The organism is Microbacterium sp. 22242, from assembly GCF_052045495.1.
GTDB lineage: Bacteria > Actinomycetota > Actinomycetes > Actinomycetales > Microbacteriaceae > Microbacterium.
On record NZ_JBQEOZ010000007.1, the window covers coordinates 61,888 to 85,098 of the forward strand.

General features: G+C 71.4%; 19 protein-coding genes. 17 read left to right on the plus strand and 2 right to left on the minus strand.

Annotation, left to right across the window (positions count from 1 at the left end):
* The first annotated feature begins 16 nt into the window (after nucleotides 1–16).
* From mqo to ACTJJZ_RS09665, 5 genes are all read left to right on the plus strand, one after another.
* Nucleotides 17–1,477, plus strand: coding sequence for a malate dehydrogenase (quinone) (gene mqo / locus ACTJJZ_RS09645; RefSeq protein ID WP_440720966.1), 1,461 nt, complete (start codon nucleotides 17–19; stop codon nucleotides 1,475–1,477).
* Between the two features lie 7 nt (nucleotides 1,478–1,484).
* Nucleotides 1,485–2,105, plus strand: coding sequence for a thymidine kinase (locus tag ACTJJZ_RS09650; protein WP_440720967.1), 621 nt, complete (start codon nucleotides 1,485–1,487; stop codon nucleotides 2,103–2,105).
* 92 nt (nucleotides 2,106–2,197) lie between these two features.
* Nucleotides 2,198–2,926 carry a FadR/GntR family transcriptional regulator gene (locus tag ACTJJZ_RS09655; protein WP_440720968.1) on the plus strand — a complete coding sequence of 243 codons (729 nt, stop codon included), beginning with the start codon at nucleotides 2,198–2,200 and terminating at the stop codon, nucleotides 2,924–2,926.
* 14 nt (nucleotides 2,927–2,940) lie between these two features.
* On the plus strand, nucleotides 2,941–4,305 hold the full coding sequence (locus ACTJJZ_RS09660; RefSeq protein ID WP_440720969.1) for an alpha-hydroxy acid oxidase: 1,365 nt from the start codon (nucleotides 2,941–2,943) through the stop codon (nucleotides 4,303–4,305).
* Nucleotides 4,302–5,168 (plus strand): alpha/beta hydrolase, encoded by an 867-nt coding sequence (locus tag ACTJJZ_RS09665; RefSeq protein WP_440720970.1) that lies wholly within the window; start codon nucleotides 4,302–4,304, stop codon nucleotides 5,166–5,168. The genes ACTJJZ_RS09660 and ACTJJZ_RS09665 overlap by 4 nt, the downstream gene beginning before the upstream one ends.
* 88 nt (nucleotides 5,169–5,256) lie before the next feature.
* Here the strand turns inward: ACTJJZ_RS09665 and ACTJJZ_RS09670 are convergent, their stop codons facing one another.
* Nucleotides 5,257–6,039, minus strand: coding sequence for an HAD-IIB family hydrolase (locus ACTJJZ_RS09670; RefSeq protein WP_440720971.1), 783 nt, complete (start codon nucleotides 6,037–6,039; stop codon nucleotides 5,257–5,259).
* Between the two features lie 179 nt (nucleotides 6,040–6,218).
* On the opposite strand from ACTJJZ_RS09670, the gene ACTJJZ_RS09675 reads away from it, so the two are divergent.
* Genes ACTJJZ_RS09675 through ACTJJZ_RS09695 form a run of 5 tightly spaced genes read left to right on the plus strand, consistent with a single transcriptional unit; the run spans nucleotide 6,219 to nucleotide 12,167 of the window.
* Nucleotides 6,219–7,706, plus strand: coding sequence for an MFS transporter (locus tag ACTJJZ_RS09675; RefSeq protein ID WP_440720972.1), 1,488 nt, complete (start codon nucleotides 6,219–6,221; stop codon nucleotides 7,704–7,706).
* A 29-nt stretch (nucleotides 7,707–7,735) separates the two neighbouring features.
* On the plus strand, nucleotides 7,736–9,307 hold the full coding sequence (locus tag ACTJJZ_RS09680; protein ID WP_440720973.1) for a GMC oxidoreductase: 1,572 nt from the start codon (nucleotides 7,736–7,738) through the stop codon (nucleotides 9,305–9,307).
* Nucleotides 9,308–9,337: 30 nt separating this feature from the next.
* On the plus strand, nucleotides 9,338–9,739 hold the full coding sequence (locus ACTJJZ_RS09685) for a C-glycoside deglycosidase beta subunit domain-containing protein (RefSeq protein WP_440720974.1): 402 nt from the start codon (nucleotides 9,338–9,340) through the stop codon (nucleotides 9,737–9,739).
* Complete coding sequence (locus ACTJJZ_RS09690) at nucleotides 9,736–10,677, plus strand: sugar phosphate isomerase/epimerase family protein (protein ID WP_440720975.1); 942 nt, start codon at nucleotides 9,736–9,738, stop codon at nucleotides 10,675–10,677. The genes ACTJJZ_RS09685 and ACTJJZ_RS09690 overlap by 4 nt, the downstream gene beginning before the upstream one ends.
* Nucleotides 10,677–12,167, plus strand: coding sequence for a C-glycoside deglycosidase beta subunit domain-containing protein (locus ACTJJZ_RS09695; RefSeq protein ID WP_440721088.1), 1,491 nt, complete (start codon nucleotides 10,677–10,679; stop codon nucleotides 12,165–12,167). The genes ACTJJZ_RS09690 and ACTJJZ_RS09695 overlap by 1 nt, the downstream gene beginning before the upstream one ends.
* 29 nt (nucleotides 12,168–12,196) lie before the next feature.
* On the opposite strand, the gene ACTJJZ_RS09700 is transcribed toward ACTJJZ_RS09695, so the two are convergent.
* A complete protein-coding gene (locus ACTJJZ_RS09700) occupies nucleotides 12,197–13,132 on the minus strand; it encodes a LysR family transcriptional regulator (protein WP_440720976.1) in 936 nt (311 codons plus the stop codon).
* A 245-nt stretch (nucleotides 13,133–13,377) separates the two neighbouring features.
* Here ACTJJZ_RS09700 and ACTJJZ_RS09705 point away from each other — a divergent pair, with 245 nt between their 5' ends.
* From ACTJJZ_RS09705 to ACTJJZ_RS09735, 7 genes are all read left to right on the plus strand, one after another.
* Nucleotides 13,378–14,673, plus strand: a complete 1,296-nt coding sequence (locus ACTJJZ_RS09705; protein ID WP_440720977.1) for an ABC transporter substrate-binding protein — start codon at nucleotides 13,378–13,380, stop codon at nucleotides 14,671–14,673.
* Between the two features lie 64 nt (nucleotides 14,674–14,737).
* Nucleotides 14,738–15,679 (plus strand): carbohydrate ABC transporter permease, encoded by a 942-nt coding sequence (locus ACTJJZ_RS09710; RefSeq protein ID WP_440720978.1) that lies wholly within the window; start codon nucleotides 14,738–14,740, stop codon nucleotides 15,677–15,679.
* A 3-nt stretch (nucleotides 15,680–15,682) separates the two neighbouring features.
* Entirely contained in the window at nucleotides 15,683–16,525 is an 843-nt protein-coding gene (locus ACTJJZ_RS09715) for a carbohydrate ABC transporter permease (RefSeq protein ID WP_440720979.1), read from the plus strand.
* A 5-nt stretch (nucleotides 16,526–16,530) separates the two neighbouring features.
* Nucleotides 16,531–18,045 carry a family 43 glycosylhydrolase gene (locus ACTJJZ_RS09720; protein WP_440720980.1) on the plus strand — a complete coding sequence of 505 codons (1,515 nt, stop codon included), beginning with the start codon at nucleotides 16,531–16,533 and terminating at the stop codon, nucleotides 18,043–18,045.
* Nucleotides 18,042–20,204, plus strand: a complete 2,163-nt coding sequence (locus tag ACTJJZ_RS09725; protein WP_440720981.1) for a glycoside hydrolase family 3 N-terminal domain-containing protein — start codon at nucleotides 18,042–18,044, stop codon at nucleotides 20,202–20,204. The genes ACTJJZ_RS09720 and ACTJJZ_RS09725 overlap by 4 nt, the downstream gene beginning before the upstream one ends.
* Nucleotides 20,201–22,819, plus strand: a complete 2,619-nt coding sequence (locus tag ACTJJZ_RS09730) for a hypothetical protein (protein ID WP_440720982.1) — start codon at nucleotides 20,201–20,203, stop codon at nucleotides 22,817–22,819. Before ACTJJZ_RS09725 ends, ACTJJZ_RS09730 begins: the two co-directional genes overlap by 4 nt.
* Nucleotides 22,816–23,187: a nuclear transport factor 2 family protein gene (locus ACTJJZ_RS09735; RefSeq protein WP_440720983.1), complete on the plus strand. Its 372-nt coding sequence runs from the start codon at nucleotides 22,816–22,818 to the stop codon at nucleotides 23,185–23,187. Before ACTJJZ_RS09730 ends, ACTJJZ_RS09735 begins: the two co-directional genes overlap by 4 nt.
* Nucleotides 23,188–23,211: the final 24 nt, after the last annotated feature.

The window sequence follows — 23,211 nt, forward strand, 5'->3', positions numbered from 1 at the left end:
GAACTAGACTGAGCGGGTGACAGAATCCGTCGACGTCGTCCTCATCGGCGGTGGCATCATGAGCGCCACCCTGGGAACCCTGCTCCGCGAACTGCAGCCCGACTGGAAGGTCGTCGCGTTCGAGCGCCTGAGCGAGGTGGCCGAGGAGAGCTCGAACGCCTGGAACAACGCGGGCACAGGGCACGCCGCCCTGTGCGAGCTGAACTACATGCCCGAGGGCAAGGACGGCGCGCTCGACCCGTCGAAGGCGATCGGCATCAACGAGCAGTTCCAGCTCAGCCGTCAGCTGTGGTCGACGCTCGTCGAGCGCGGCGTGCTGGACGCGCCGACGACCTTCATCAACTCCACCCCGCACATGACGTTCGTGCGCGGCCAGAAGGACGTCGACTACCTGCGCCGCCGCTACGAGATCCTCAAGCAGCAGCCGCTGTTCGCCGGGATCGAGTACAGCGAGGACTCCCGCGTCATCAACCAGTGGGCGCCGCTGCTCATGGAGGGGCGTCGCAAGGGCGAGCCGTTCGCGGCGACGCGCACCCCGAGCGGCACGGATGTCGACTTCGGAGCCCTCACCCGCCAGCTCTTCGACCACCTCATCGAGGACGACCGCTTCACGCTGCTGCGCAACCACGAGGTGCGCAAGCTGAAGAAGCAGAAGGACGGCACCTGGCTGGTCAAGTACCGCAACAACCTCGGCCGCACGCCGAACGAGGTGAAGGCGCGCTTCGTCTTCGTCGGCGCGGGCGGCTGGGCGCTCAAGCTGCTGCAGGGATCCGGGATCCCGGAGATCCGCGGGTACGGCTGCTTCCCGATCGGCGGGCAGTGGCTGAAGACGTCGGACCCGAAGATCGTCGCCAAGCACAAGGCGAAGGTCTACTCGCAGGCGCCGGTCGGCGCCCCGCCGATGTCGGTGCCGCACCTCGACGCCCGAGTCGTGGACGGCGAGAGCAGCCTGCTGTTCGGGCCGTTCGCGACGTTCAGCCCGAAGTTCCTCAAGCAGGGCGGGATGCTCGACATCGTCACGCAGGTGCGCCCGCACAACCTGGGCAGCATGCTCAAGGTCGCGTTCACGAACTTCGACCTGATCAAGTACCTGGTCAGCGAGCTGCTGAAGACCCACCACAAGAAGGTGGCGACCCTGCGCGAGTTCATGCCCACCGCCCAGGACGACGACTGGGAGCTGCTGCAGGCCGGTCAGCGTGCGCAGGTGATGAAGGGCGGCAAGCTGCAGTTCGGCACCGAGGTCGTGGCCGCGGCCGACGGGACCATCGCCGGCCTGCTCGGCGCGTCGCCGGGCGCGTCCACGGCCGTTCCGGTCATGCTCGACGTGCTGCAGCGCTGCTTCCCGGAGCAGTACGGGGCGTGGGAGCCGAAGCTGCAGGGCCTCATCCCGACGCTCGGCGAGAAGCTGAACGAGGAGCCGGACGAGGCCAGGGCGTCCATGCAGACGACCGCGAAGACGCTCGATCTGACCGCCTGAGCGCCCCGTGGCCAAGCTGTACTTCCGCTACGGCGCGATGAACTCCGGCAAGTCGACCGCGCTGCTGCAGGCGGCGTACAACTACGAGGAGCGCGGCCAGAGCGTGCTGCTGGCCAAACCCGAGATCGACACCAAGGGCGCGAACCAGATCTTCAGCCGGCTCGGAATGACCCGTGAGGTCGACTTCCTGATCGGTGCCGGCGAAGGGGCGCGTGAGCGCTTCCACCTCGAGCGCCAGAAGGTGCGCGACGGCGGATCCGACGTCGCCTGCCTGCTCGTGGACGAGGCGCAGTTCCTGGAACCGGCCCAGGTCGACGATCTGTTCCGCATCGCGGTGGAGGACGACATCCCCGTGCTCGCGTACGGGATCCGCAACGACTTCCTGACGCACGCCTTTCCGGGGTCGGCCCGGCTGCTCGCGATCGCGCACACCCTCGAAGAGCTGAAGACGATCTGCCGGTGCGGGCGCAAGGCCGTCTTCAACGGCCGCCGGATCGGGGACCGGTTCGTCTTCGACGGCGACCAGGTCGCGATCGACGGCGTCCGTCGGGCGGCTCAGGGGCCTGTCACGTACGAGTCGCTCTGCGGCCACTGCTACCTCCAGGAGTCCGGCGGCCGTCTGGGCTGACCGCCTCGAAGGGGCGGATGACCCGGGTTGCGCGTCCGTCTTGCGTGGTCTGACCACAGGCTCTACGCTGTGGTCTGACCACAGGAGGACCGATGGCCGACCCCGACGTCGTCACCGCGCGCACGTGGCGCACGGTGCTGCAGCACGTCGAGCAGCGCCTGCTCGACGGCACGTTCGGGCCCGGCGACCGGCTGCCCTCGGAGCGGGATCTCGCGGCCGAGCTCGGCGTCGGCCGCTCCAGCGTGCGCGAGGCGATCCGCGTGCTCGAGGTGATGGGCCTGATCCGCACCTCCACCGGGTCGGGTCCGCAGTCTGGCGCGATCGTGATCGCCGCGCCCGGGGGAGGCCTCTCCGCGCTGCTGCGGCTGCAGGTCGCCGCCCAGGGGTTCCCGATCGCCGACGTGGTCGGCACCAGGGTCATCCTCGAGCAGGCCGTCGTCGCGGCCCTCGCCGCCTCGGACGGGCGGGACACCGGTGCGGTGCATCGGATCCTGGACGCGATGGACGCGGAGCTCGAGGCCGCCGACTTCCTCGCGCTCGACGCGCAGCTGCATCTCGCCCTCGCCGAGGCGAGCGGCAACGCCGTCGTCACCGCCATGATGACGGGCCTGCGCGACAGCATCGAATCCTACGTGCGCGCCGGATCCGAGCGGATCGAGGACTGGCCCGGCATGGCGGATCGGCTGCGCGCCGAGCACCGCGACCTCGTCCGCGCCGTCGACCTCGGCCGCGGCGACGCGGCGACCGCGCTCGTCCACGACCACATCACCGGCTACTACGCCGCGACCGGCCTCGCCCCCGACGGCGAGCTCCGCCCCTGACCGGAAGGACCACCATGGCCCCGCGAAACGTGCAGCGCCAGCTCCCGAACCCCGCCGAGATCCTCGAGCTGATGAGTTTCAAGAAGCCGGAGCTCGACGGCACCAAGCGCCGCCTCGAGGGCGCGCTGACGATCTCGGATCTGCGCGCGATCGCGAAGCGGCGCACGCCGAAGGCGGCTTTCGACTACACCGACGGCGCCGCCGAGGGCGAGCTGTCGCTCGCCCGCGCGCGGCAGGCGTTCGAGGACGTCGAGTTCCACCCGGGGATCCTCGCCCCGGCCCCCGAGCTCGACACGTCCACGACCGTCCTGGACGGGCCGAGCGCGCTGCCGTTCGGCATCGCGCCGACCGGGTTCACCCGCCTCATGCAGACCGAGGGCGAGATCGCCGGCGCCGGTGCCGCGGCCGCCGCGGGGATCCCGTTCACGCTCTCCACGCTCGGCACCACCTCGATCGAGGACGTGAAGCACGCCACCCTTCGCTCCCCAGCCCTCACTCCAGCCGGCGCTGCGCGCCGCCTGGAGCCTCCGAGGGCCGGGGCCCCTGCTCAGGGACCGTTTCCAGCGAGGAACTGGTTCCAGCTGTACGTCATGCGCGATCGCGAGATCTCCTACGGCCTCACCCGCCGCGCCGCCGAGGCCGGCTTCGACACGCTCATGTTCACGGTCGACACCCCGGTCGCCGGCGCGCGCCTGCGCGACAAGCGCAACGGCTTCTCGATCCCGCCGCAGCTCACACTCGGCACGATCCTGAACGCGATCCCGCGGCCGTGGTGGTGGATCGACTTCCTCACCACGCCGAAGCTCGAGTTCGCCTCGCTGTCCACCACGGGCGGCACCGTGGGCGAGCTGCTGGACGCGGCGATGGATCCGACGATCGGCTACGACGACCTCGAGGTCATCCGCGGGATCTGGCCGGGCAAGCTGGTGGTGAAGGGCGTGCAGACCGTCGAGGACGCGGTGCGCCTGAAGGACACGCACGGCGTCGACGGCGTGGTGCTGTCCAACCACGGCGGACGCCAGCTCGACCGCGCGCCGATCCCGTTCCATCTGCTGCCGCAGGTGCGGGCGGCCGTGGGGGAGGACTTCACCGTCATGGTCGACACGGGCATCATGAACGGCGCCGACATCGTCGCGTCGGTCGCGCTCGGTGCCGACTTCACCCTGATCGGCCGCGCCTACCTGTACGGCCTGATGGCCGGCGGGCGCCGCGGCGTCGACCGCACCATCGCGATCCTGCGCAGCGAGATCGAGCGCACGATGCGCCTGCTCGGCGTCTCCACGCTCGCCGAGCTGGAGCCGCGCCACGTCACCCAGCTCACCCGGATGGTCCCCGTGGCCCCGACGCTGAGCGCGGCCGCGGACGCCACGGCCCGATGACCGCGGCACCCGCCGCGGAAGCGGATCCGCAGGGCGTCGTGATCGAGGACCGAGTGGTCGACGGACCGCACGGCCCGGTCCCGGTGCGGACGTACCGGCCCGCCGCGCCGGCGAGCCCCGGGCTGGTCTGGCTGCACGGCGGCGGGTTCTGGGCCGGCGATCTGGACACGCCCGAGGGTCACTGGGTCGCGCGCTCGTTCGCGGAACGAGGCGTCGCGGTCGTCTCGGTCGACTATGCGCTCGCGCCCGCACTGGTGGAGGGCGAGCAGCGCCCCGGACGCGTCGGCGCGCACCATCCCGTGCCCGTGGACGACGTGATCGCGGCGTTCGCGTGGGCGGAGTCGTCCGGCCTCGCCGGCCCGTGGGCGCTCGGCGGCACCAGCGCCGGCGGCAACCTCGCGGCGGCCGCGAGCCTCGCGATGACGCACCGAGGGGGAGTGCGTCCCGCCCTCGCCGTGCTCGCCTACCCCACGCTGCTCGCGGTGCAGCCCGCGCCGGATCCGGCGCTGCGTGCCGCACTCGACGCGGACCCCGACGCCGATCGCTTCGGCCCCGATGTGGTGCGAGGCATGTACGAGAACTACCTCGGCGGCCCGGTCGAGGATGCGCCGCTCCTCGCCGTCCCCGGACGTGCCGCGACCGCCGACCTCGACGGCTATCCGCCCGTGATCATGATCAATGCGGAGGTCGACGAGCTGCGCGTCTCCGGAGAGGTCTTCGCCCGGACCCTGGGCGAGGCGGGCGGGCACGTCGACGTGTCGTTCGAGCCCGGCACGACGCACGGCTACCTGAACCGTCCCGAGGAGCCGGCGGCCACGGCCTCGATCGAGCGGTACGCGGCGAGGATCCTGGCCCTGGCCTGACGGCGGCTGCTCGGGCGCCGGATCGACCCGGCGGGCGAGGGCGACCGAGCCTGCGGCCGAGGGAGGGACGCGGATCGGTCCCCGCGATCTACCGGGCGGTCGCGGCGGAGGCGGCGACGAGCGTCGGCAGGAGGGCGTCCAGGTGGTCCGCGGTGTCCTCCCAGCCCTCGACGGCCACGCAGGGCACGCCGAGCGCCTTGACGGGGTAGTCGTTGCCGCCCTCATCGAGGCGGTCGCCGAAGAACAGCATCTCGGCGAACGGGATGCCCGTGCGCTCAGCGAGCTCGGTCATGCCGTAGGCCTTGTCGATGCCGGCGCGGGTGATGTCGATCGAGGTGGATCCGCCGGAGCGCACCTCGAGGTCGGGGACGCGCGGGGCGACGGCGTCGCGCAGGGCGGCGCGGCGGGAGCCGTCCGGGTCCCAGGCCTTCTTCGCGTCGTTCGGGGCCTTCTGTCCGAGTGCGGAGAACGTGATCTGCGACCCGCGGTCCTCCAGGATGGGACCCCAGGTCTCGGACTCCCAGAGGCCGAGGCGGACGGCCTCCTCCTCGAGCGCGCTCAGCGCCGCTCGCCGCTGCGCGTCGCTGAGGTCGTGTGCGTAGAGCAGGGAGAACCCGGACCCGTCGTGGCGGAGGTAGCGGGTGCCGCAGGTGGGCAGCAGGTGGATCCGCTGCAGGGTCGCCGTGTCGGCGGCGCCGAGGTTCGAGACGACCTGGGTGCGGAACTGCTCTTCGTTGCCGCCGGAGATGATGGCGACCTCCACGTGCCCGGCGAGCGCGAGCAGCAGCTCCGCGATGCGCGGGTCGATCGCGCTCTTCGAGGGAGCGAGGGTGTCGTCGAGGTCGAAGGCGACCAGGCGGGGCGTCGTCATAGCGGTTCCAGGATACCGGAGCGGATCCGGAAGCCCGGTGAACGCGGAAACTTATGTTGCTTTTGATCTAAAGACTGCATAGAATCGACCTGACGTTGGGACTCCGGTCCGCTCTCCCGCGAGGTCGCGGCGAGGACACATCCTGTCGCGTCGAGTGCCCGGCCGACCGGGTGAAGACAATGCCGCTCTCACCTCTGCGATTCCGCCTCCTGGTCGCCTCGCTGCTGACCGTCTCCTTCCTCGGCGCCCTCGACAACACCGTCGTCACGACCGCCCTCGCCACCGTCGCCGGACAGCTCGGCGCTCTCGAGCACATGAGCTGGATCGTCGTGGGCTACACCCTCGCCAGCACCGTGCTCATGCCCGTGCTCGGCGGACTCGGCGACCGGATCGGCCCGCGGGCGGTCTTCCTCTCCTCGCTCGCCGTGTTCATCCTGTCGTCCGTCGCCTGCGGCTTCGCGCACGACTTCCTCTGGCTGATCGTGGCGCGGGTCGTGCAGGGGATGAGCTCGGCCGGCCTGCAGCTGCTGTCGCAGACGATCATCGCCGAGACCACCACGCCCCGGCAGCGGCCCAAGCACCTGGCGATCATCGGCGCGGCGTTCCCTGTCGCGATCCTGATCGGGCCGCTGCTCGGCGGCCTGATCACCGACAGCTGGGGCTGGCCGTGGGTGTTCTGGGTGAACGCGCCCGTCGGCGTGGTCGCCCTCCTGCTCGCCGCGATCGCCGTCCCGCACCTGCCCCGCGGCGCCCGGTCCCGATTCGACCTGCTCGGCGCGCTCACGCTCACGCCGGCGCTCGTGGCCCTGGTCCTCGCGGTGACCTGGATCCCGCTCGGCGGCACGGCGGGGGTCATCGCCGCCGTGATCGCGCTCCTCTGCTTCGCGGCCTTCGTGCTCGTGGAGCGGCGCGCGGCGGAGCCGATCGTGCCGTTCCGGCTCTTCGCGAACCGCACCATGATCACCGGCACCGCGATCTCCGCGATCGTCGGCATCGGGCTGTTCTCGATCACCGCGTATCTGCCGACGTACTTCCAGATGGCCTACCGCACGAGCGCGACGGTCTCCGGCCTGGTCCCGATCGCGACCGTGCTGGGCATGCTGGTGAGCAACCTGACCAGCGGCTGGCTCGCGAGCCGCACGGGCCGGTATCGCGTCTTCCCGCTCTGCGGCACCGTGCTCGGCGCGCTCGGACTCGGCGCGATGGCGGTGCTGCCCGTGGGCCTGCCGCTGTGGATCCCGATGGCCGTCATGGCCGTGGTCGGGCTCGGCACCGGAGCGTTCATGAGCCTGATCGTCGCGGTCGTGCAGAGCGCCGCTCCCCGTGCCCGCACCGGCGCGGTGACCGCGACCGTCAACCTGGTGCGGCAGATGGGCTCGACCGTCGCCACGGCCGTGATCGGCGGTGTCATCGGGGTCGGGGTCGCGGCGGCGCTGCCGCACGGTCTGGATCCGGCCACGCTCACCCCCGCGATCGTGCATGCCGCGCCGGTGCCGGTGCAGCAGCACATCGCCGCGATCTACCGCGACGTCTTCGCGCCGGTCTTCGCCGCCCTGGCGGCCGTCTACGCGCTCGGCGTCATCGCCTCGGCGCTGCTCCCGGAGGGGCGGCTCTCGGACGCCACCGGGCCGGTGCCCGCGGCCGCCGAACCGTCCCTCTCCCGCTGAAGACTCACCGACCCGGAACAGGAGTCCCCATGTCCCATCCCACCATCGCCGTCGTCGGCAGCGGCCCGATCGGCTCCGCCTACGCACGAGTGCTGCTCGAGCAGCTCCCGGACGCGCGGGTGGTCATGTTCGAGGCAGGACCGCAGCTGACCGCCCGGCCGGGGGCGAGCGTGCGCAACATCCCCGATCCCGAGGAGAAGGCCCGCGCACGCGACCTGTCCCAGGGCCCCCAGTCCGGCGCGTTCCGAGAGTCTCTCGGGATCCCCGGATCCGCGGTCGTGGAGGGCACGTTCACCGCCCGGCAGGGCACGTTCCTGCTCGACTTCGGCGGGGAGGGATCCGCGCACGCCCCGACGTTCCCGGCCGCGGCGGCCGCGACGAACGTGGGCGGGCAGGGGGCGCACTGGACCTGCGCGACACCCGCGCCCGCGTTCAGCGAGAAGGTGCCGTTTATCCCCGCCGAGGAGTGGGACGACCTGCTCGCCACCGCCCAGCACCTGCTGCACGTGCAGAGCGAGGCCTTCGCGGACTCGCCGATCGGGGCCGCGATCCGCTCGCTGCTCGCCGACGAGTTCGGCGCCGAGCTGCCCGACGGCTACGGCGTCGGGACGCTCCCGGTCGCCGGCGACCCGCAGCCCGACGGCAGCATGGTGTGGGCAGGAGCCGACGTTGTGCTGGGGCCGCTCATCGAGCCGGGCACCCCGGAGTCCGCGCGGTTCGAGCTGCGGGACATGTCGCTGGTGCGCCGGATCGAGCACGCGGACGGCGTGGTGACCGGCGTGACGGTGGAGGACCTGCGCACCCACGACACGACGTCCTTCCCGGCCGACCTGGTCGTCGTCGCGGCGGACGCGTTCCGCTCTCCGCAGCTGCTCTGGGCGTCCGGGATCCGTCCCGCCGCACTGGGCCGCTACCTCACCGAGCACCACGTCGTGATCAGCACGATCGCGCTGGAGGGCGAGCGGATGGCGGCGCTCGTCAGCGAGGAGCAGCTGCGGAGCGAGCTCGCCCGCCGGGCGCGGCATGCGGCCGACCCCATCGCCGCGGTGAACCGCATCCCGTTCTCCGAGCCGGAGCACCCGTTCTCGCTGCAGGTGATGTACGCCGAGAACCCGCCGTTCCCGCTCGATCCCGCCCACCCGCACGCGGGAAACCGCTGGGGGTACGTGAACATGGGCTACGGCGTGCGCAAGCATCCCCGCGTCGAGGACGGGGTGCGCTTCGACGACGCCGAGCTCGACTACGCCGGCTTCCCGAACATGACCATCGAGTACGCCCTCACCGAGCGCGAGGACCGCGAGATCGCGGCGGCGACCGAGCGGCTGCGCCGCGCGGGCGGCGCGCTCGGCACGTTCGTGGCCGACCCGCGGCTGATGCCGAACGGATCCAGCCTGCACTACATGGGCACGATGCGGATGGGTGAAGCGGACGACGGCACCTCGGTCGCCGACCCGCACTCGCGGGTGTGGGGCACCGAGAACCTCGTCGTGGGCGGCAACGCGCTGATCCCCACGGCGAACACGATGAACCCGACGCTCATGAGCGTCGCCCTGGCCGTCCGCGGCGCCCGCGCCGCCGCCGCGCGCCTCGCGGCCCGCTGAGACCACGACCCACCGGGAAGGAAGACAGACATGCTCGAAGAACCGCTCATCCAGGCGGCCGGGTTCCGCAACGTCGGCCCCGACGACGCACCCGCCGGCTTCCAGCTGCGCGTGCGCAGCCCGTACTACCGGGGACTGTGGGGCAGCCTCATCGAACGCCCCACGGTCTCCGTCGACGGCGAGGTGTTCGACGGCGAGGACATCCGGTGGACGCTGCCGACCGGCGAGTACTCCTTCGCCGAGCTGCAGGCGTCACCGGACGCGCGCTGGCCGATGGACGCCCCGGCGATCCTCACCGTGCCGCGCGCCGGCGGACTCGCACCCGGCGTGCACGACGTCGCTCTCGAACTGCGCCTGCGGATGTCCTACATCCCCGAGGAGCTGCAGCCCTCGATCTGGACCGCGCACCGGAAGGCGGTGATCGTCCAGTGAGCACGGACATCCTGCCGTTCGGACTCGGCGTCTCCCTGTACAGCTACACCGAGGACATCGGCGTCACGATGACGGTCGAGGAGTGCATCGAGGACGTCGCCGATCTCGGCGCGACGGGCCTGGAGATCCTCGGCGAGGGCCACATCAGGGACTACCCCGATCCGCCGGCCGCGTGGGTCGACGCCTGGCACGCGCGCAACGACCGTCTCGGGCTCACCCCGACGCTGTACGGATCGTGGATCGACACCCGGCGCTTCCCGGGACGACGCATGACCGCGCTCGAGGGCGCTGCGCAGCTCGAACTCGACCTGCGCCTCGCGGACCGGCTCGGCTTCTCCTTCGTGCGACCGAAGATCGGCGTCATCACCGGCGATCTGCAGGTCGACCCGATCTGGCAGGAGGCCGTCGAGCGCAACCTCGATCTCGCCGCCGAGCTCGGCATCGTGATCTGCCCGGAGATCCACTGGCCCACCGTCATCAAGTCCCCGGTCGTGGAGGAGTACCTCGCGTTCAAGGAGCGCACCGGCACCGACAACTTCGGCCTGCTCATCGACACCGGGGTCTTCGACGTGCAGCGCTACCAGCGCCGCGGCGGCAGCGCCGAGTTCCGCATGGGCGACGGGACGGCCCGGCCGCCGGAGGTGCCGTTCGTGCCGGTCGCGGATCTCGCCGAGGTGATGGCGCACACGGTCTACTTCCAGGCCAAGTTCTACGAGGTCGACGACGACCTGGTCGACCACTACATCCCGTGGCGCGAGATCCTCGACGTCGCCCTCGACGCCGGCTACACGGGCTGGTTCTCCAGCGAGTACGAGGGCCACCACGAGCCGTACCGGGCCGCCGACCAGCTGCGCCGGCAGCACGCGCTCCTGCGCGCGCTCGCGGCCGAGCGCCCCGGGCCCCCGACCGACAACGATTCCGACGAAAGCGAGCGATGATGCCGAACGGACTGATCGACGAGGCGAGCCTGCGGATCCATCCCGAGGGATTCGCACTCGCCCTGACCATCCCCTGGTACCGGAGCCTCTGGCTGTCCAGCGTGACGACGCTGAGGCTGACGCTGGACGGCGCCGAGATCCCCGCGCAGGATCTGGTCTTCGAGCTCGACGGCGTGCGCTACGCGATCGAGGATCTGCCGCGGCAGAGCGAGGTGCTCTGGTATCTGCAGCAGCACCCGCTGCTGATCGTGCGGCGAGACCCCGCGATCGCTCTCGGCGAGACGCACGACGTCGTGCTCCACGGCGAGCTGCGCCTGCCCTACATGCAGATCGCGCCGGGACGGGACGGCGGGCCGGGGATGTACGTGCCGAACGTCGTGCACCAGGAGCTGACGCTCACCGCGACCGACCGGCCGGCCGCTCCGCCCGCGCTCGCCGCGGGGACGGCCGCGCCGGTCGCGAGCGAGCAGGATCCGTTCCGGCTGGGGCTCACCCTGTATTCGGCCAGTGCCGAGTTCCGGGCCGGCTGGTACGACTTCGAGGGGCTGCTCGACCGCGTCGCCGAGCTCGGCATCGGGCCCGGCATCGAGATCGTCGCCTCGCAGCTGGTGCCCACCTACCCGGTCGTCTCGGACGACTTCGTGCGCACCTGGCGGGACGCGTTCGACCGCCACGGGTTCGACGCCAGTTCCTTCGGCGCGAACCTCGACATGGGCCGCCGCCGCGACCGCGACATGACGCCGGACGAGGAGTTCGCGTTCAGCGAGCTGATGTTCCAGGGCGCGAAGAAGCTCGGCTTCCCGCTGGTGCGGATCCAGTCCGCCAAGCCCGAGCTGCTGCGCCGGCTGCTGCCGATCGCAGAGCGGCTCGACCTGAAGCTGGCGTACGAGATCCACGCGCCGATGGGCCCGAACGCGGAGCCGATCCTCAGGGTCCGCGAGACCTACGCCGAGCTCGACTCGCCGCTGCTCGGGTTCGTGGCCGACTTCTCGGCGACCATGCACGCGATGTCGCCGACGCTGCTGCGCGCCGTGCGCCGCAGCGGGCTGGACGACGAGGCCGTGCAGCGGCTGCAGGAGATCTGGGCCACCGACGCCCCGATGCGGGAGCGCCAGGAGGAGTTCCTCGGCTACCTGCGCGGGCGTGACTTCGATCCGGGCCGGCTGGGATCCTTCGCGCACCTCGCGTTCAACATGCACGGGCACGTCGACCCGCACGAGTGGTCCGACATCATGCCGCAGACCCTGCACGTGCACGCCAAGTTCTACGACATCGACGAGAACGGCCAGGAGCCGGCGATCGACTACCCGGAGCTGGTGAAGGTGTTCGTCGAGGGCGGCTACCGCGGCTACTGGTCCAGCGAGTGGGAGGGCCACGCGTTCGCCGAGCTCGGCGAGGTCGACCCGCTCGTGCTCGTGCGCCGCCAGCACGACCTGATCCGCCGCACGATGCGCTCGCTGCAGCCGGCCCGACCGGAAGCCCCGCGATGACGGACTCCGCCGACCTGCGCCGCTGACCGTCAGGCGGTCTCGCCGCTGCCGATGATGCGGCCCGCCTCCTCGAACAGTGCGCGCATCCAGGCGTGCTCGGGGTCGTGGGTGTGCACGGGGTGCCACCACAGCGCGTTCACGATCGGCGTCGGCGCGAACGGGAGTTCCACCACGCGCACGTCCGCCGCGCGCATCGCCAGCGGCGCGAGCGCCGCGTGGATGATGCCCACGCGCGAGGTCCCCGCGACGAACTGGGGGATGGCGAGGAAGCTCTCCACGACCGCTTCGATGCGCGGCTCCACGCCGAGCTGCTGCACCTGACGCTCGGCCGAGGTGAACGCGGAGCGCGTCTGATAGTTCATCACCCAGGGCAGGACCGAGAGCTCGTCCCGGGACAGGACGTCGCCGACCGTGTCATTGGACCCGGCCACGATCGCCACCCAGTCGTCCTGCCACAAGTCGAGGAAGGGCAGATCCGTGAGGAAGCCGTGCGGGATCACCATGCCGTCCACGGACCTGAGGCGGTTCGCCGCGTCCTCGACGACCGAGGGGTTGTGCAGCACGAAGCGGAACCGCACGCGGGGAGCGCGCTCGGCCGCGAGCTCCGAGACGAGGCGGCCCACCGTCGTGAATCCGTAGTCCGAGCCGTAGATGGTGAACTCCCGCGCCGACTCGGCCGGATCCCACGCGGCCTGGCTCTCGAACACCCGCCGGGCGGCCTCGAGCGCGGTCGTGGTGTGATCGGCGAGGCGCAGCGCGAGGGGCGTGAGCTCGTAGGTGTTGCCGCGCCGGGCCAGGATCGGGTCGTCGAAGTGCGCGCGCAGCCGGGCCAGGGATGCGCTCAGCGCCGGCTGGCTGAGGTGCAGGCGCTCGGCCGCGCGCGTGACGCTGCGCTCGGTCAGCAGCGCGTCGAGGGAGACGAGCAGGTTGAGGTCGAGCCGGGACAGCAGCAGGTGATCGGTCACGTCCGGGTGGTCCTTAGGGAAGGCGGCGGCTGACGCGCCACTTTATCAGCCGGGCTGATACGGCGTCCCGATCCGCATCCGCCGCGCGGATGAGCGGACGGCCGCTGCGCCCCCGACCCCGCTCCCGCTTATGTCTGATATCGAAAAAACTTATGTGTGTTTTCGGCACATCGCTGTGATACTGGAGAAACCGCACCGGCCACTCGAAGGCCGCTGCGTCGACAACGAAGTCAGAAAGGCTGGACATGACACAGCACCGTCGCTCCCGGGCCTCGCGGGTCACCCTGTTCACCGCGCCGCTCGTCGCAGGAGCCCTCGTCCTCGCCGGCTGCTCCGGCGGCAGTGCGGCCGGCGGCCCGGAGCCGCAGACCATCTCGTTCGCCTTCGGCGCCACGAACGATCAGGACAAGGCGGCCTACACCGCCCTCGCCACCGGATTCGAGAAGGCGAACAAGGGCGTCAAGGTCACCACGCTCAACCTGCCCTCGGAGAGCTACGCGAGCGCCCTCGCCACCCGGGTGCAGGGCGGCAACGCCCCCGACACCTTCTACGCCGAGGGCGGCACCGGTCAGGCGCACTCGATCATCCCCTGGGCGAAGTCCGGTCTCGCGCTCGGCATCAGCGACAAGTCGGTCCTCGACGCGCTGCCCTCGTCGCAGAAGGAGCTGTGGGTCTACAACGGCAAGGCGTACGGCGTGCCGCTCGGCACCCAGGCCTACGGCGCGATCTTCAACGACGAGCTGGCCAAGTCGATCGGCGTGAACCTCACCGCGTCGTCCACGCTCGACGACGTGCTCTCCGCCTGCACGGTGGCCCGGCAGAACGGCAAGGCCGTCTACGCCCTCGCGGGCAGCCAGGCGCCGAACACCTCCTTCCTCGCCCTCACCCTCGCCGCATCCACGGTCTACGGCTCCGACAAGGACTGGAACGCCAAGCGCGCCGCCGGGAAGACCACGTTCGCGGGCACCGCCGGCTGGGCCACCGCGCTCGAGTCGATCAAGAAGATGTACGACGCCGGCTGCTTCCAGGACGGCGCGGCCAGCGCCGGCTTCGACGCCATCACGAACAACGCCTCCTCGGGCAAGGTGCTCGGATTCTTCGCGCCGAGCGGCGCGGCGAAGGAGATCATGGACGCCGCCGGCGGTCACGTGAAGCTCGAGATCCTGCCCGTGCCCGCTCCCAGCGGCACCAAGACCTATCTGGCCGTCAGTGCCGACCAGAGCGTCGCCGCGAGCGCCAAGACGAAGAGCCCCAAGCTCGCCACGAGCTTCATGAAGTACATCCTCTCCCCGGAGGGACAGAGCAACTATGCGGCCTCGACCGGGTCGATCCCCATCGGCGCGACCTCGTCGACGACGCTGCTCCCGCAGTATCAGAGCGTCAAGGACTACATCACCTCGGGAGACGTGCGCGGATACCCGTCGCTGGACTGGCCCAACCCCAAGGTCTACAACGACCTCGGCAGCGGAGTGCAGGGCATCCTGACCGGTCAGATGACCGCCAAGCAGGTGCTGCAGCAGATGGACTCCGACTGGGGTTGATCCAGGATCCCGGCGGNGCCGGCCGCCGGCGACCGATGACGGGAACGGACAGATGGTGACGCAGATGGTGACGCAGACCGAGGTGGTCACGACCGCCGGGGCGCCGCGCCGGGGGACGGGGCGAGGGCCCCGCACGAGCTCGCAGCACGTACGGCTCGGCGCCTGGTGGTGGGCGCTGCCCGCCCTGGCGCTCGTGCTGGTGGTGATCTACGCCTCCACAGCTGCGGGAGGGTTCTTCGCGTTCACGAACTGGTCCGGCGTCGGCGACTTCGCGTTCATCGGCCTTGACAACTTCGTGAAGATCTTCCGGACGCCGGAGCTGATCGGATCCCTGTGGAACACGCTGTTCCTCGCGGTCGGGTTCCTCGTCTTCACGAACGTGCTCGGCCTGCTCTTCGCCCTCGCGCTCAACCGCGGCCTGAAGTCCCGCTATGTCCTGCGCACCCTGGTGTTCATGCCGGCCGTGGTCAGCCCGATCGCAGTCTCGTACATCTGGAAGTTCATCTTCGACTTCAACGGACCGCTCAACCAGCTCCTCACCGGGCTGGGACAGCCCAAGGTGAACTGGCTGGCCAGCCCCACGCTCGCGCTCTGGTGCGTCCTGGTCGTGCTGGTGTGGCAGAACATCGGCTTCATCATGGTGACCTACCTCGCGGGCCTGGCGACCGTGCCGGTCGAGCTCGAAGAGGCCGGCGCACTCGACGGCGCCGGTCCCTTCCGCCGGTTCCGGTACGTCGTGCTGCCGATGATCCAGCCCTCGGTCGCGATCGCGACGACGCTGACCCTCATCCAGGGCCTGCGCGTGTTCGACCAGGTCGTCGCGCTCACGGGCGGCGGGCCCGCCGGCGCCACCCAGACCCTCGCGCTCGAGGTGTACCAAGAGGCGTTCACGTATCAGCAGTTCGGCTTCGGAGCCGCCCTGGCGCTCGTGCTCAGCCTGCTGATCCTGGTGTTCTCCATCGCGCAGCAGTGGGCGACGCGCGACCGCTCCGAGAAGGGTGCCTGAGCCGTGTTCCGCTACACCAAGAAGACGTTGACCATCGAGATCATCACGATCCTGGGAACCGCGATCCTGCTGCTGCCGTTCTGGATCCTGGTGATGGGCTCGTTCAAGACGCTGCCCGAGATCGTGAGCACCCCGGCGGTCGCGCTGCCGGTGAAGCCGACGATCGACAACTTCGTGCAGCTGCTGTCCCCGGCCTCCGATTCGTCCGGCAACATCTGGGCCGGCCTGCTGTGGAGCGTCGTGATCACGGCGGGCAGCATCCTGCTGCTCGTCGTGCTCGGCTCCCTCGCCGCGTACGCGCTGGCCCGGTCGACGAGCCGCTGGAGCCGGCGCGCCTTCTACCTGTTCCTCGTCGCGATCATCCTGCCCACCCAACTCGGCACGCTGCCGCTGTACATCGGCGCGCGCAACCTGGACCTGGTCGGCAGCCCGTGGGGCATGATCCTGATCTACACGGGGATGCTGCTGCCGCTGTCGGTGTTCCTGTACGCGAACTTCTTCCGCAACCTCACGCTCGAGTACGAGGAGGCGGCCATCATCGACGGCGCCAACAAGTATCAGGTGTTCTGGCGGATCGTGTTCCCGCTCATGTCGCCGGCCACGGGCACCGTCGCGATCCTCGCCGGGCTCATCGTGTGGAACGACTTCTTCACCGCCCTGATCTTCCTGAACGGCACGCAGTACCAGACGCTCCCCGTGGTGATGTACGGCTACGTGGGATCCCTCGTGTCGCAGTGGAACCTGATCTTCGCCGTCGTCATCGTCTCGATGATCCCGATCCTCGCCTTCTACGCGTTCGCCCAGAAGAAGTTCATCCAGGGGTTCGCCGGCGGGCTCAAGGGCTGACCCGGATGGACACGACGCTTCGGGCCGCCTCCGATCTCGGGGACGGCACCTTCCGCAACCCCGTGCTGCCGGGCGACCGCCCCGATCCCAGCGTCCTCCGCATCGGCGACCAGTACTACCTGACGTACTCGTCGTTCGACGCCGCGCCAGGGCTGACCATCTGGCGCTCGCCGGATCTGGTGAACTGGACGTTCGTCACCTGTGCGCTGCAGGATCCGGTCAGCACCGTCTTCGCGCCCGACCTCGTCGCGCACGAGGGGCGGGTGTACCTGTACATCCCGTTCATCCCGAGCGCGTGGTCGGACGCGATCAGCGAACCCGAGGTCTGGGTCATGCACGCGGACAGCCCCGAGGGGCCGTGGACCGCGCCGGAGCCGACCGGCATCACCGGGGCGATCGACCCCGGCCATGTCGTCGGCGAGGACGGCGAGCGGTACCTGTTCGTGAACGGGATCCGCCGGTGCCGGCTGAGCCGGGACGGCCTGCGCGCCGTCACCCCGCTCGAGCCCGCGTACGACGGCTGGCGGTACCCGGACGAGTGGGTCACCGAGGCGTACGCCCTCGAGGGCCCGAAGTTCTTCCGCCGCGACGGCTGGATCTACCTGGTCAGCGCCGTCGGCGGCACGGGCGGCCCTGCGACCGGGCACATGGTGATCGTCGCGCGCTCGCGGTCGGTGCTCGGGCCCTGGCAGAACTCGCCGCACAACCCGGTCGCGCGCACGTGGTCCGCCGCGGAGGCATGGTGGTCGCGCGGCCACGCCACCATCCTCGAGGGCGCGGACGGAGGCTGGTGGATGGTGTCGCACGGATACCGGAACGGCTTCCGCACTCTCGGGCGGCAGACCCTGCTCGAGCCGATCGAGTGGACCGAGGACGGCTGGCCGGTCGCCCCCGCGACCGACCTCGGCATCCCGCTGGCCAAGCCCTCCGCCGCCACGACGCCCCTGGCGGTGCCCGCGCCGTCCGACGACTTCGCGACGCTCGCCTGGGGCGAGCGCTGGGTGTTCGACAACCCCGGCCCCGCCGAGGCGGACCGGGCGCGCCTGGACGACGGCCTCGTGCTGAGGGGCACGGGGTCCTCGCCCGCGGACTCCTCCCCGCTCACCACGTGGGCGATGGACGCCGCATACGAGATCGAGGTCGAGCTCGAGGTGCGCGGCTCGGCGGCCGGCGGGCTGCTGCTGTACTTCAACGACCGCATGTTCTTCGGCATCGGCTGGGACGGCGCGGCGATGCAGAGCTATGCGGGCGGGATCCGCACCCACTGGCGCGAGCCCGTGGAGCCGGGACGCACGATTCAGCTGCGTCTCGTGAACGACGAGCACATCGTCACCGGCTGGCATCGCATCCCCGGCGGCGAATGGCAGCGGCACGGCGTCCGCTACGACACGGCCGGCGCGCACTCGGCGACCATGAACGACCTGAAGAGCCTGCGCCCCGCCCTGTTCGCGACCGGCGCGGGCGAGGTCGTGTTCCGCCGGTTCCGCTATCGCGTGCCAGCCGGAGGAGGGATTCGATGACCGTGGACCTCGAGCAGCTGCTCGCCCGGATGAGCTGGGAGCAGAAGCTGCTGCAGCTGCAGATCGTGTGGCGTCGCGACGCCGCGGAGCGCGACGAGCTGGTGCGGCGCGGACTGGGCTCGACGTTCTGGCCGCCCAGCGCTGCGGAGACGAACCGGCTGCAGCGCATCGCCGTCGAGGAGACCGAGCTCGGCATCCCGCTGCTGATCGCGCTCGACGTCGTGCACGGCCAGTTCACGATCTTCCCCACCCCGCTCGCGCAGGCGGCGAGCTTCGATCCGTCGGTCGCGGAGGACGACGCCCGCGTCTCCGCCGCGGAGGCCCGCGCGAACGGCGTGAACTGGACCTTCTCGCCCATGGTCGACGTCACCAGGGACCCGCGCTGGGGTCGGGTGGTCGAAGGGTGCGGCGAGGACGTGCACCTCGGATCCGTCTTCGCCGCGGCGAAGGTGCGCGGCTATCAGGGTGCAGATCCCGCGGAGGGCGTCGCCGCCTGCCTGAAGCACTTCGTCGCGTACGGGGCGGCCGAGGCCGGCCGTGACTACAACACCACCGACGTCTCCGACCGCAGGCTCCGCGAGACCTACCTGGAGACGTTCCGCGCCGGGATCGCGCGGGGCGCGCTGACGGTCATGGCGGCGTTCAACGCCCTGAACGGGCATCCCATGCACGCGCACCGCGCCCTGCTGACCGGCGTCCTCCGCGAGGAGTGGGGCTTCGACGGCGTCGTGGTGGGGGACGCGGACGGCGTCGCCCAGCTCGTGGACCACGGGATCGCCGTGGACGAGCGGGCCGCGATCGTCCTCGCGATCGAGGCCGGCGTGGACGTCGTGATGGGCGGCGCCCTGCTCGTCGACGAGGAGGGCGTCGCGCTGCTCTCCCGGGACGAGCTGTCCGAGGACCGGGTCGACGAGGCCGTGCGGCGGGTGCTTTCGCTGAAGCAGCGCCTCGGCCTGTTCGAGCGGCCGTACGTCGACGCCGCGTCCGCCGTGACCGCGCCGACGGCGGAGCACCGGGCGCTGGCCCGGCGCGCCGCCGAGCGCAGCGCGGTGCTGCTCGCCAACGACGGGGCGCTGCCCCTCCCGCGGCAGGGCCGGATCCTGCTCGCCGGTCCCTATGCGCACAGCCGCGACCACCTCGGCGCCTGGGTGCAGCACTTCGCCGCCCCCGTGCGGGAGAGCCTCGCCGAGGCGCTCGCGGCGGAACTGCCGGGCGTGGAGTGGGATGTGCAGCCCGGTGCGGACTTCTTCTCCGCGACGGACGCGGAGCTCGCGGCCGTCGCGGCGCGGGCCGCCGAAGCGGATCTCGTCGTGCTCGCGGTCGGCGAGCCCAGCACGCTGTCCGGCGAGGCCGCCTCCCGTGCCGACATCTCCCTGCCCGAGGCGCAGCGCCGGCTCATCCATGCGGTCGCCGACACGGGCGCGCGGATCGCGGTCGTGCTGGCCACCGGTCGCCCGCTCGTGGTGGAGGACTGGATCGAGCGCGTCGACGCGGTGCTCTGCGGCTGGCACGGCGGTGTCGAAGCGCCGGCCGCGCTCGCGGCCGTGCTCTCCGGCCGGGCGAACCCTGCGGGGCGCGTGCCCATGACGTTCCCGCGTGCGGTCGGGCAGATCCCGATCCATCACGACCACGAGCGCACGGGCCGCCCCGCGCGGACCGGGGGAGCGCTGCTCACGGGCGCCGCCCTCGAGCTCGCAGGCCCGAACAACACCGACGACCACTACACGTCCAAGTACCTCGACCTGCCGCTCGGCCCGCGCTTCGGCTTCGGGCACGGGCTGAGCTACACGACGTTCGCGCTGGGCCCGGTCGCGGTGTCCCCGGCCGTGCTCACCCGTGCCGGGCTCGTCGCTGACGGCCTGGAGGTCTCGGTCACGGTCCGCAACACGGGCGACCGCGACGGCGACGACGTGCTCATGCTTTTCGTCACCGACGAGGTCGCCAGTGCGACCCAGCCGGTGCGCCGGCTGCGCGGGTTCCGGCGGGTCCCGCTCCGCCGCGGTGAGACGGCCGACGTCTCCTTCCGGCTGACCGCCGACGACCTGTCCTTCTGGGCGGACGGCACGACCCGCCGTCTCGAGGCGGGGGATTTCACCCTCGCGGTCGGCGACGGCACGTCCGAGACGGCGACGCGCGTGCACCTGCGGGAGGAGTCATGACGTCGCCGCGGCTGCTCGAGGCGATCCGGGGCGATGTCCCGAACGCGATCATGCCCCTGTTCTGGCAGAAGGGCGGGCCGGTCGACGTCGTCAGGGCCGAGATGGAGCGCATCGGCGACGCCGGCATCGGCGCCGTGATCCTCGAAGCGCGCCCGCACCCCGAGTTCCTCGAGGAGGGCTGGTGGCGCGACGTCGACGCCGTCCTCGAGATCGCGCGCCGCCGCGGCATGACCGTATGGTTCTTCGACGACGACACGTTCCCCACCGGTCACGCCGGCGGCGCGGTCGCGTCCGCCCCGCCCGAGCTGCGGCGGCGCTTCCTGACCGAACGGCGGACCGACGTGGTGGGGCCCGCGCGCGGAGCGTCGCTCATCGTCGAGCGACGGCAGTTCTGGGGTCCCGCCGCCGCCCAGGATCCCGGCCGCCTGCTGCGCGTGATCGCGTATCGGCGCGCCGAGGACTCGGCCGAGCTCATCGGCGACCCGCTGGATCTCACCGACCGGATCGCCGACGGGATCCTGCACTGGGACGTCCCGGACGGCTGGTGGCGGGTGTTCTTCCTGTCCGTCAGCGGAGACGGCGGCAGCGCGCCGCACGCGGATCACATCGACTACCTCGACCCGGCCTCGACCCGGCTGCTGCTCGACAGCGTGCACGAGCGGATCCACGCCCGGTACGCGGCCGAGTTCGGCACGACCATCGCCGGGTTCTTCAGCGACGAGCCGGGCCTCTACAACGATCCGGACACCTTCGACTTCGGATCCGCGCTCGGCAAGCGCGTGCCGCTGTCCTGGAACGACGAGGTCGCCGCCGCACTCGGCGACGCCCTCGGCGAGGATGCGACGCCGCTCCTGCCGCTGCTGTGGGAACCCGCGGGCGGTGCGGAGCGTCGCGTGCGGCACGCCTACATGGACGTGATCAGCCGGCTCTACTCGGAGAACTTCAGCCGGCAGATCGGCGACTGGTGCCGCGCCCACGGCGTCGAGTACATCGGCCACGTCATCGAGGACAACGGCGCGCACACACGGCTCGGGCCGGGCGCCGGACACTATTTCCGCGCCATGGCGGGGCAGGACATGGCGGGGATCGACATCATCGGCGGCCAGGCGGTGCCCGGCTTCTCCCGCGGCCCGTTCGCGAACATGTCCGGCGCGGCCGACGGCGAGTTCTTCCACTTCGGCCTCGCCAAGCTCGCCTCCTCCGCGGCGCACCTGGATCCCGCCACGCAGGGCCGCTCGATGTGCGAGACGATCGGCGCCTACGGCTGGTACGCGGGCCTGCGGCTGTTCACCTGGCTCACGAACCACCTGCTCGTCCGCGGCGTCACGCACATCGTGCCGCACGCGTTCTCGCCGGCGCCGTTCCCCGACCTCGACTGCCCTCCGCACTTCTCCGCCCGCGGCCACAACCCGCAGTTCCGGCACCAGCACCTGCTGAGCGCCTACACGAACCGGCTCAGCCACCTGCTCCGCGGCGGCGCGCACGTGGCGCCCTTCGCAGTGCTGTACCACGCCGAGGCGGAGTGGCTGGGTTCCGCGCAGCCGTGCGAGCGCCCGCTGCGCCGGCTGATGGAGGCGCAGCTGGATGCGGACATCGTGCCCGCGGACGCCCTCCCCGCGGCGCGGGCGGGGGCAGCGCTCGGGCTCGGCGCGGAGACCTTCGACGCGCTCATCGTGCCGGGCAGCGCCTATCTTCCCGCGGCCGTGGCCGCCCAGCTGCTGCGGCTGGACGACGCCGGAGTGCCCGTCGTGTTCGTCGAGGAGGTCCCCGCGGTCGACGGCGAACGGCCCGGCGTGCTGCGCGAGCGGTTCCGCCCCGTGGGTCTGGACGAGCTCGCCGTGTGCGCCGCATCCCTCACCGGCCGGGCGGTGCGCCTCGCGGACGCGGCCCCGTCGGTGCGGGTCTGCCGGCGCGATCTCGGCGAGGCCGACGTGATCATGCTCGTCAACGAGTCGGCCACGGACGTCGTCTCGACCGAGGCGTTCGTGCCGCGGGCGGGGGAGGCGGTGGTGTTCGACGCGTTCGCGGGCACGCTCACCGCGCTGCCGAGCCGGCGGGACGGGAACACCACCGCCGTGCCGCTCGTGCTCGCCCCCGGCGCATCCGCGGTCGTGCTCGTGGGGGATCCCGCGGCCTGGGCGGGCGCGGAGGTCGCTCCCGCCGCCGTCGTCGGTGCCGCGCGCGAGGTGCGGACGGAGTGGGCGGTCTCGCTCGCGACCGCGGACGCCTATCCCGCCTTCACCCCCTGGCGCACCCTGGACGGGCTCACCCCGCTGAACGCCCCGGGACTGCTGCCGCGGTTCAGCGGCACGATCCGCTACGAGGGCGGATTCGCTCACCCGGAGCCTCGCGGCCGGCACCGGATCGATCTCGGCGAGGTGTTCGAGCTCGCGGGCGTCACGGTCAACGGCGTCGACCTCGGCACCCGCATCGCACCGCCGTACGCGTTCGACGTCCCCGCCGGGGTTCTCGGAGCCGACAACACGATCGTGATCGAGGTCGTGAACACGCTCGCCAAGGCGCAGCCGGACTTCTTCTCCGCGTTCGCGCAGCAGGATCCGACCGGGCTGCTCGGCCCCGTCACCGTCGCCGCACTGATGGAGGCCACGTCATGACCGATCACCGCGCCGCGTTCGAGCGGTTCTGCACCCTCTTCTACACCGAGAAGAGGGTGGCGGACGCCTTCGCCCTGCTCGTCTCGGACGACTACCGCCAGCACAACCCGAACATCCCCGACGGCCCCGCCGCCGCGGTCGATGCGCTGACGCCCTCCTTCGACGGCAGCCCCGAGGCGCGCTTCGAGATCCAGCGGATCCTCGTCGACGGCGACCTGGCCATGGTGCACGTCAAAGCCTCCCGACCCGGCACTCCGGACGCCGCCGTCGCGGACCTCTACCGATTCGAGGACGGCCGGATCGTCGAGCACTGGGACGTGCTGCAACAGGTCCCGGCGCACGCCGTCCACGACCACCCGATGTTCTGACCTGCGACAGGCTCAGGGACCGAT

Excerpts from the sequence above, each read along its gene's own strand:
- ACTJJZ_RS09720 (WP_440720980.1), top strand. The coding sequence starts at position 16,531 with ATGGACACGACGCTTCGGGCCGCCTCCGATCTCGGGGACGGCACCTTC.
- ACTJJZ_RS09705 (WP_440720977.1), top strand. The coding sequence starts at position 13,378 with ATGACACAGCACCGTCGCTCCCGGGCCTCGCGGGTCACCCTGTTCACC.
- ACTJJZ_RS09655 (WP_440720968.1), top strand. The coding sequence starts at position 2,198 with ATGGCCGACCCCGACGTCGTCACCGCGCGCACGTGGCGCACGGTGCTG.
- ACTJJZ_RS09730 (WP_440720982.1), top strand. The coding sequence starts at position 20,201 with ATGACGTCGCCGCGGCTGCTCGAGGCGATCCGGGGCGATGTCCCGAAC.
- ACTJJZ_RS09670 (WP_440720971.1), bottom strand. The coding sequence starts at position 6,039 with ATGACGACGCCCCGCCTGGTCGCCTTCGACCTCGACGACACCCTCGCT.
- ACTJJZ_RS09660 (WP_440720969.1), top strand. The coding sequence starts at position 2,941 with ATGGCCCCGCGAAACGTGCAGCGCCAGCTCCCGAACCCCGCCGAGATC.
- ACTJJZ_RS09680 (WP_440720973.1), top strand. The coding sequence starts at position 7,736 with ATGTCCCATCCCACCATCGCCGTCGTCGGCAGCGGCCCGATCGGCTCC.
- ACTJJZ_RS09695 (WP_440721088.1), top strand. The coding sequence starts at position 10,677 with ATGCCGAACGGACTGATCGACGAGGCGAGCCTGCGGATCCATCCCGAG.
- ACTJJZ_RS09725 (WP_440720981.1), top strand. The coding sequence starts at position 18,042 with ATGACCGTGGACCTCGAGCAGCTGCTCGCCCGGATGAGCTGGGAGCAG.
- ACTJJZ_RS09710 (WP_440720978.1), top strand. The coding sequence starts at position 14,738 with ATGGTGACGCAGACCGAGGTGGTCACGACCGCCGGGGCGCCGCGCCGG.
- ACTJJZ_RS09735 (WP_440720983.1), top strand. The coding sequence starts at position 22,816 with ATGACCGATCACCGCGCCGCGTTCGAGCGGTTCTGCACCCTCTTCTAC.
- ACTJJZ_RS09685 (WP_440720974.1), top strand. The coding sequence starts at position 9,338 with ATGCTCGAAGAACCGCTCATCCAGGCGGCCGGGTTCCGCAACGTCGGC.
- ACTJJZ_RS09675 (WP_440720972.1), top strand. The coding sequence starts at position 6,219 with ATGCCGCTCTCACCTCTGCGATTCCGCCTCCTGGTCGCCTCGCTGCTG.
- ACTJJZ_RS09665 (WP_440720970.1), top strand. The coding sequence starts at position 4,302 with ATGACCGCGGCACCCGCCGCGGAAGCGGATCCGCAGGGCGTCGTGATC.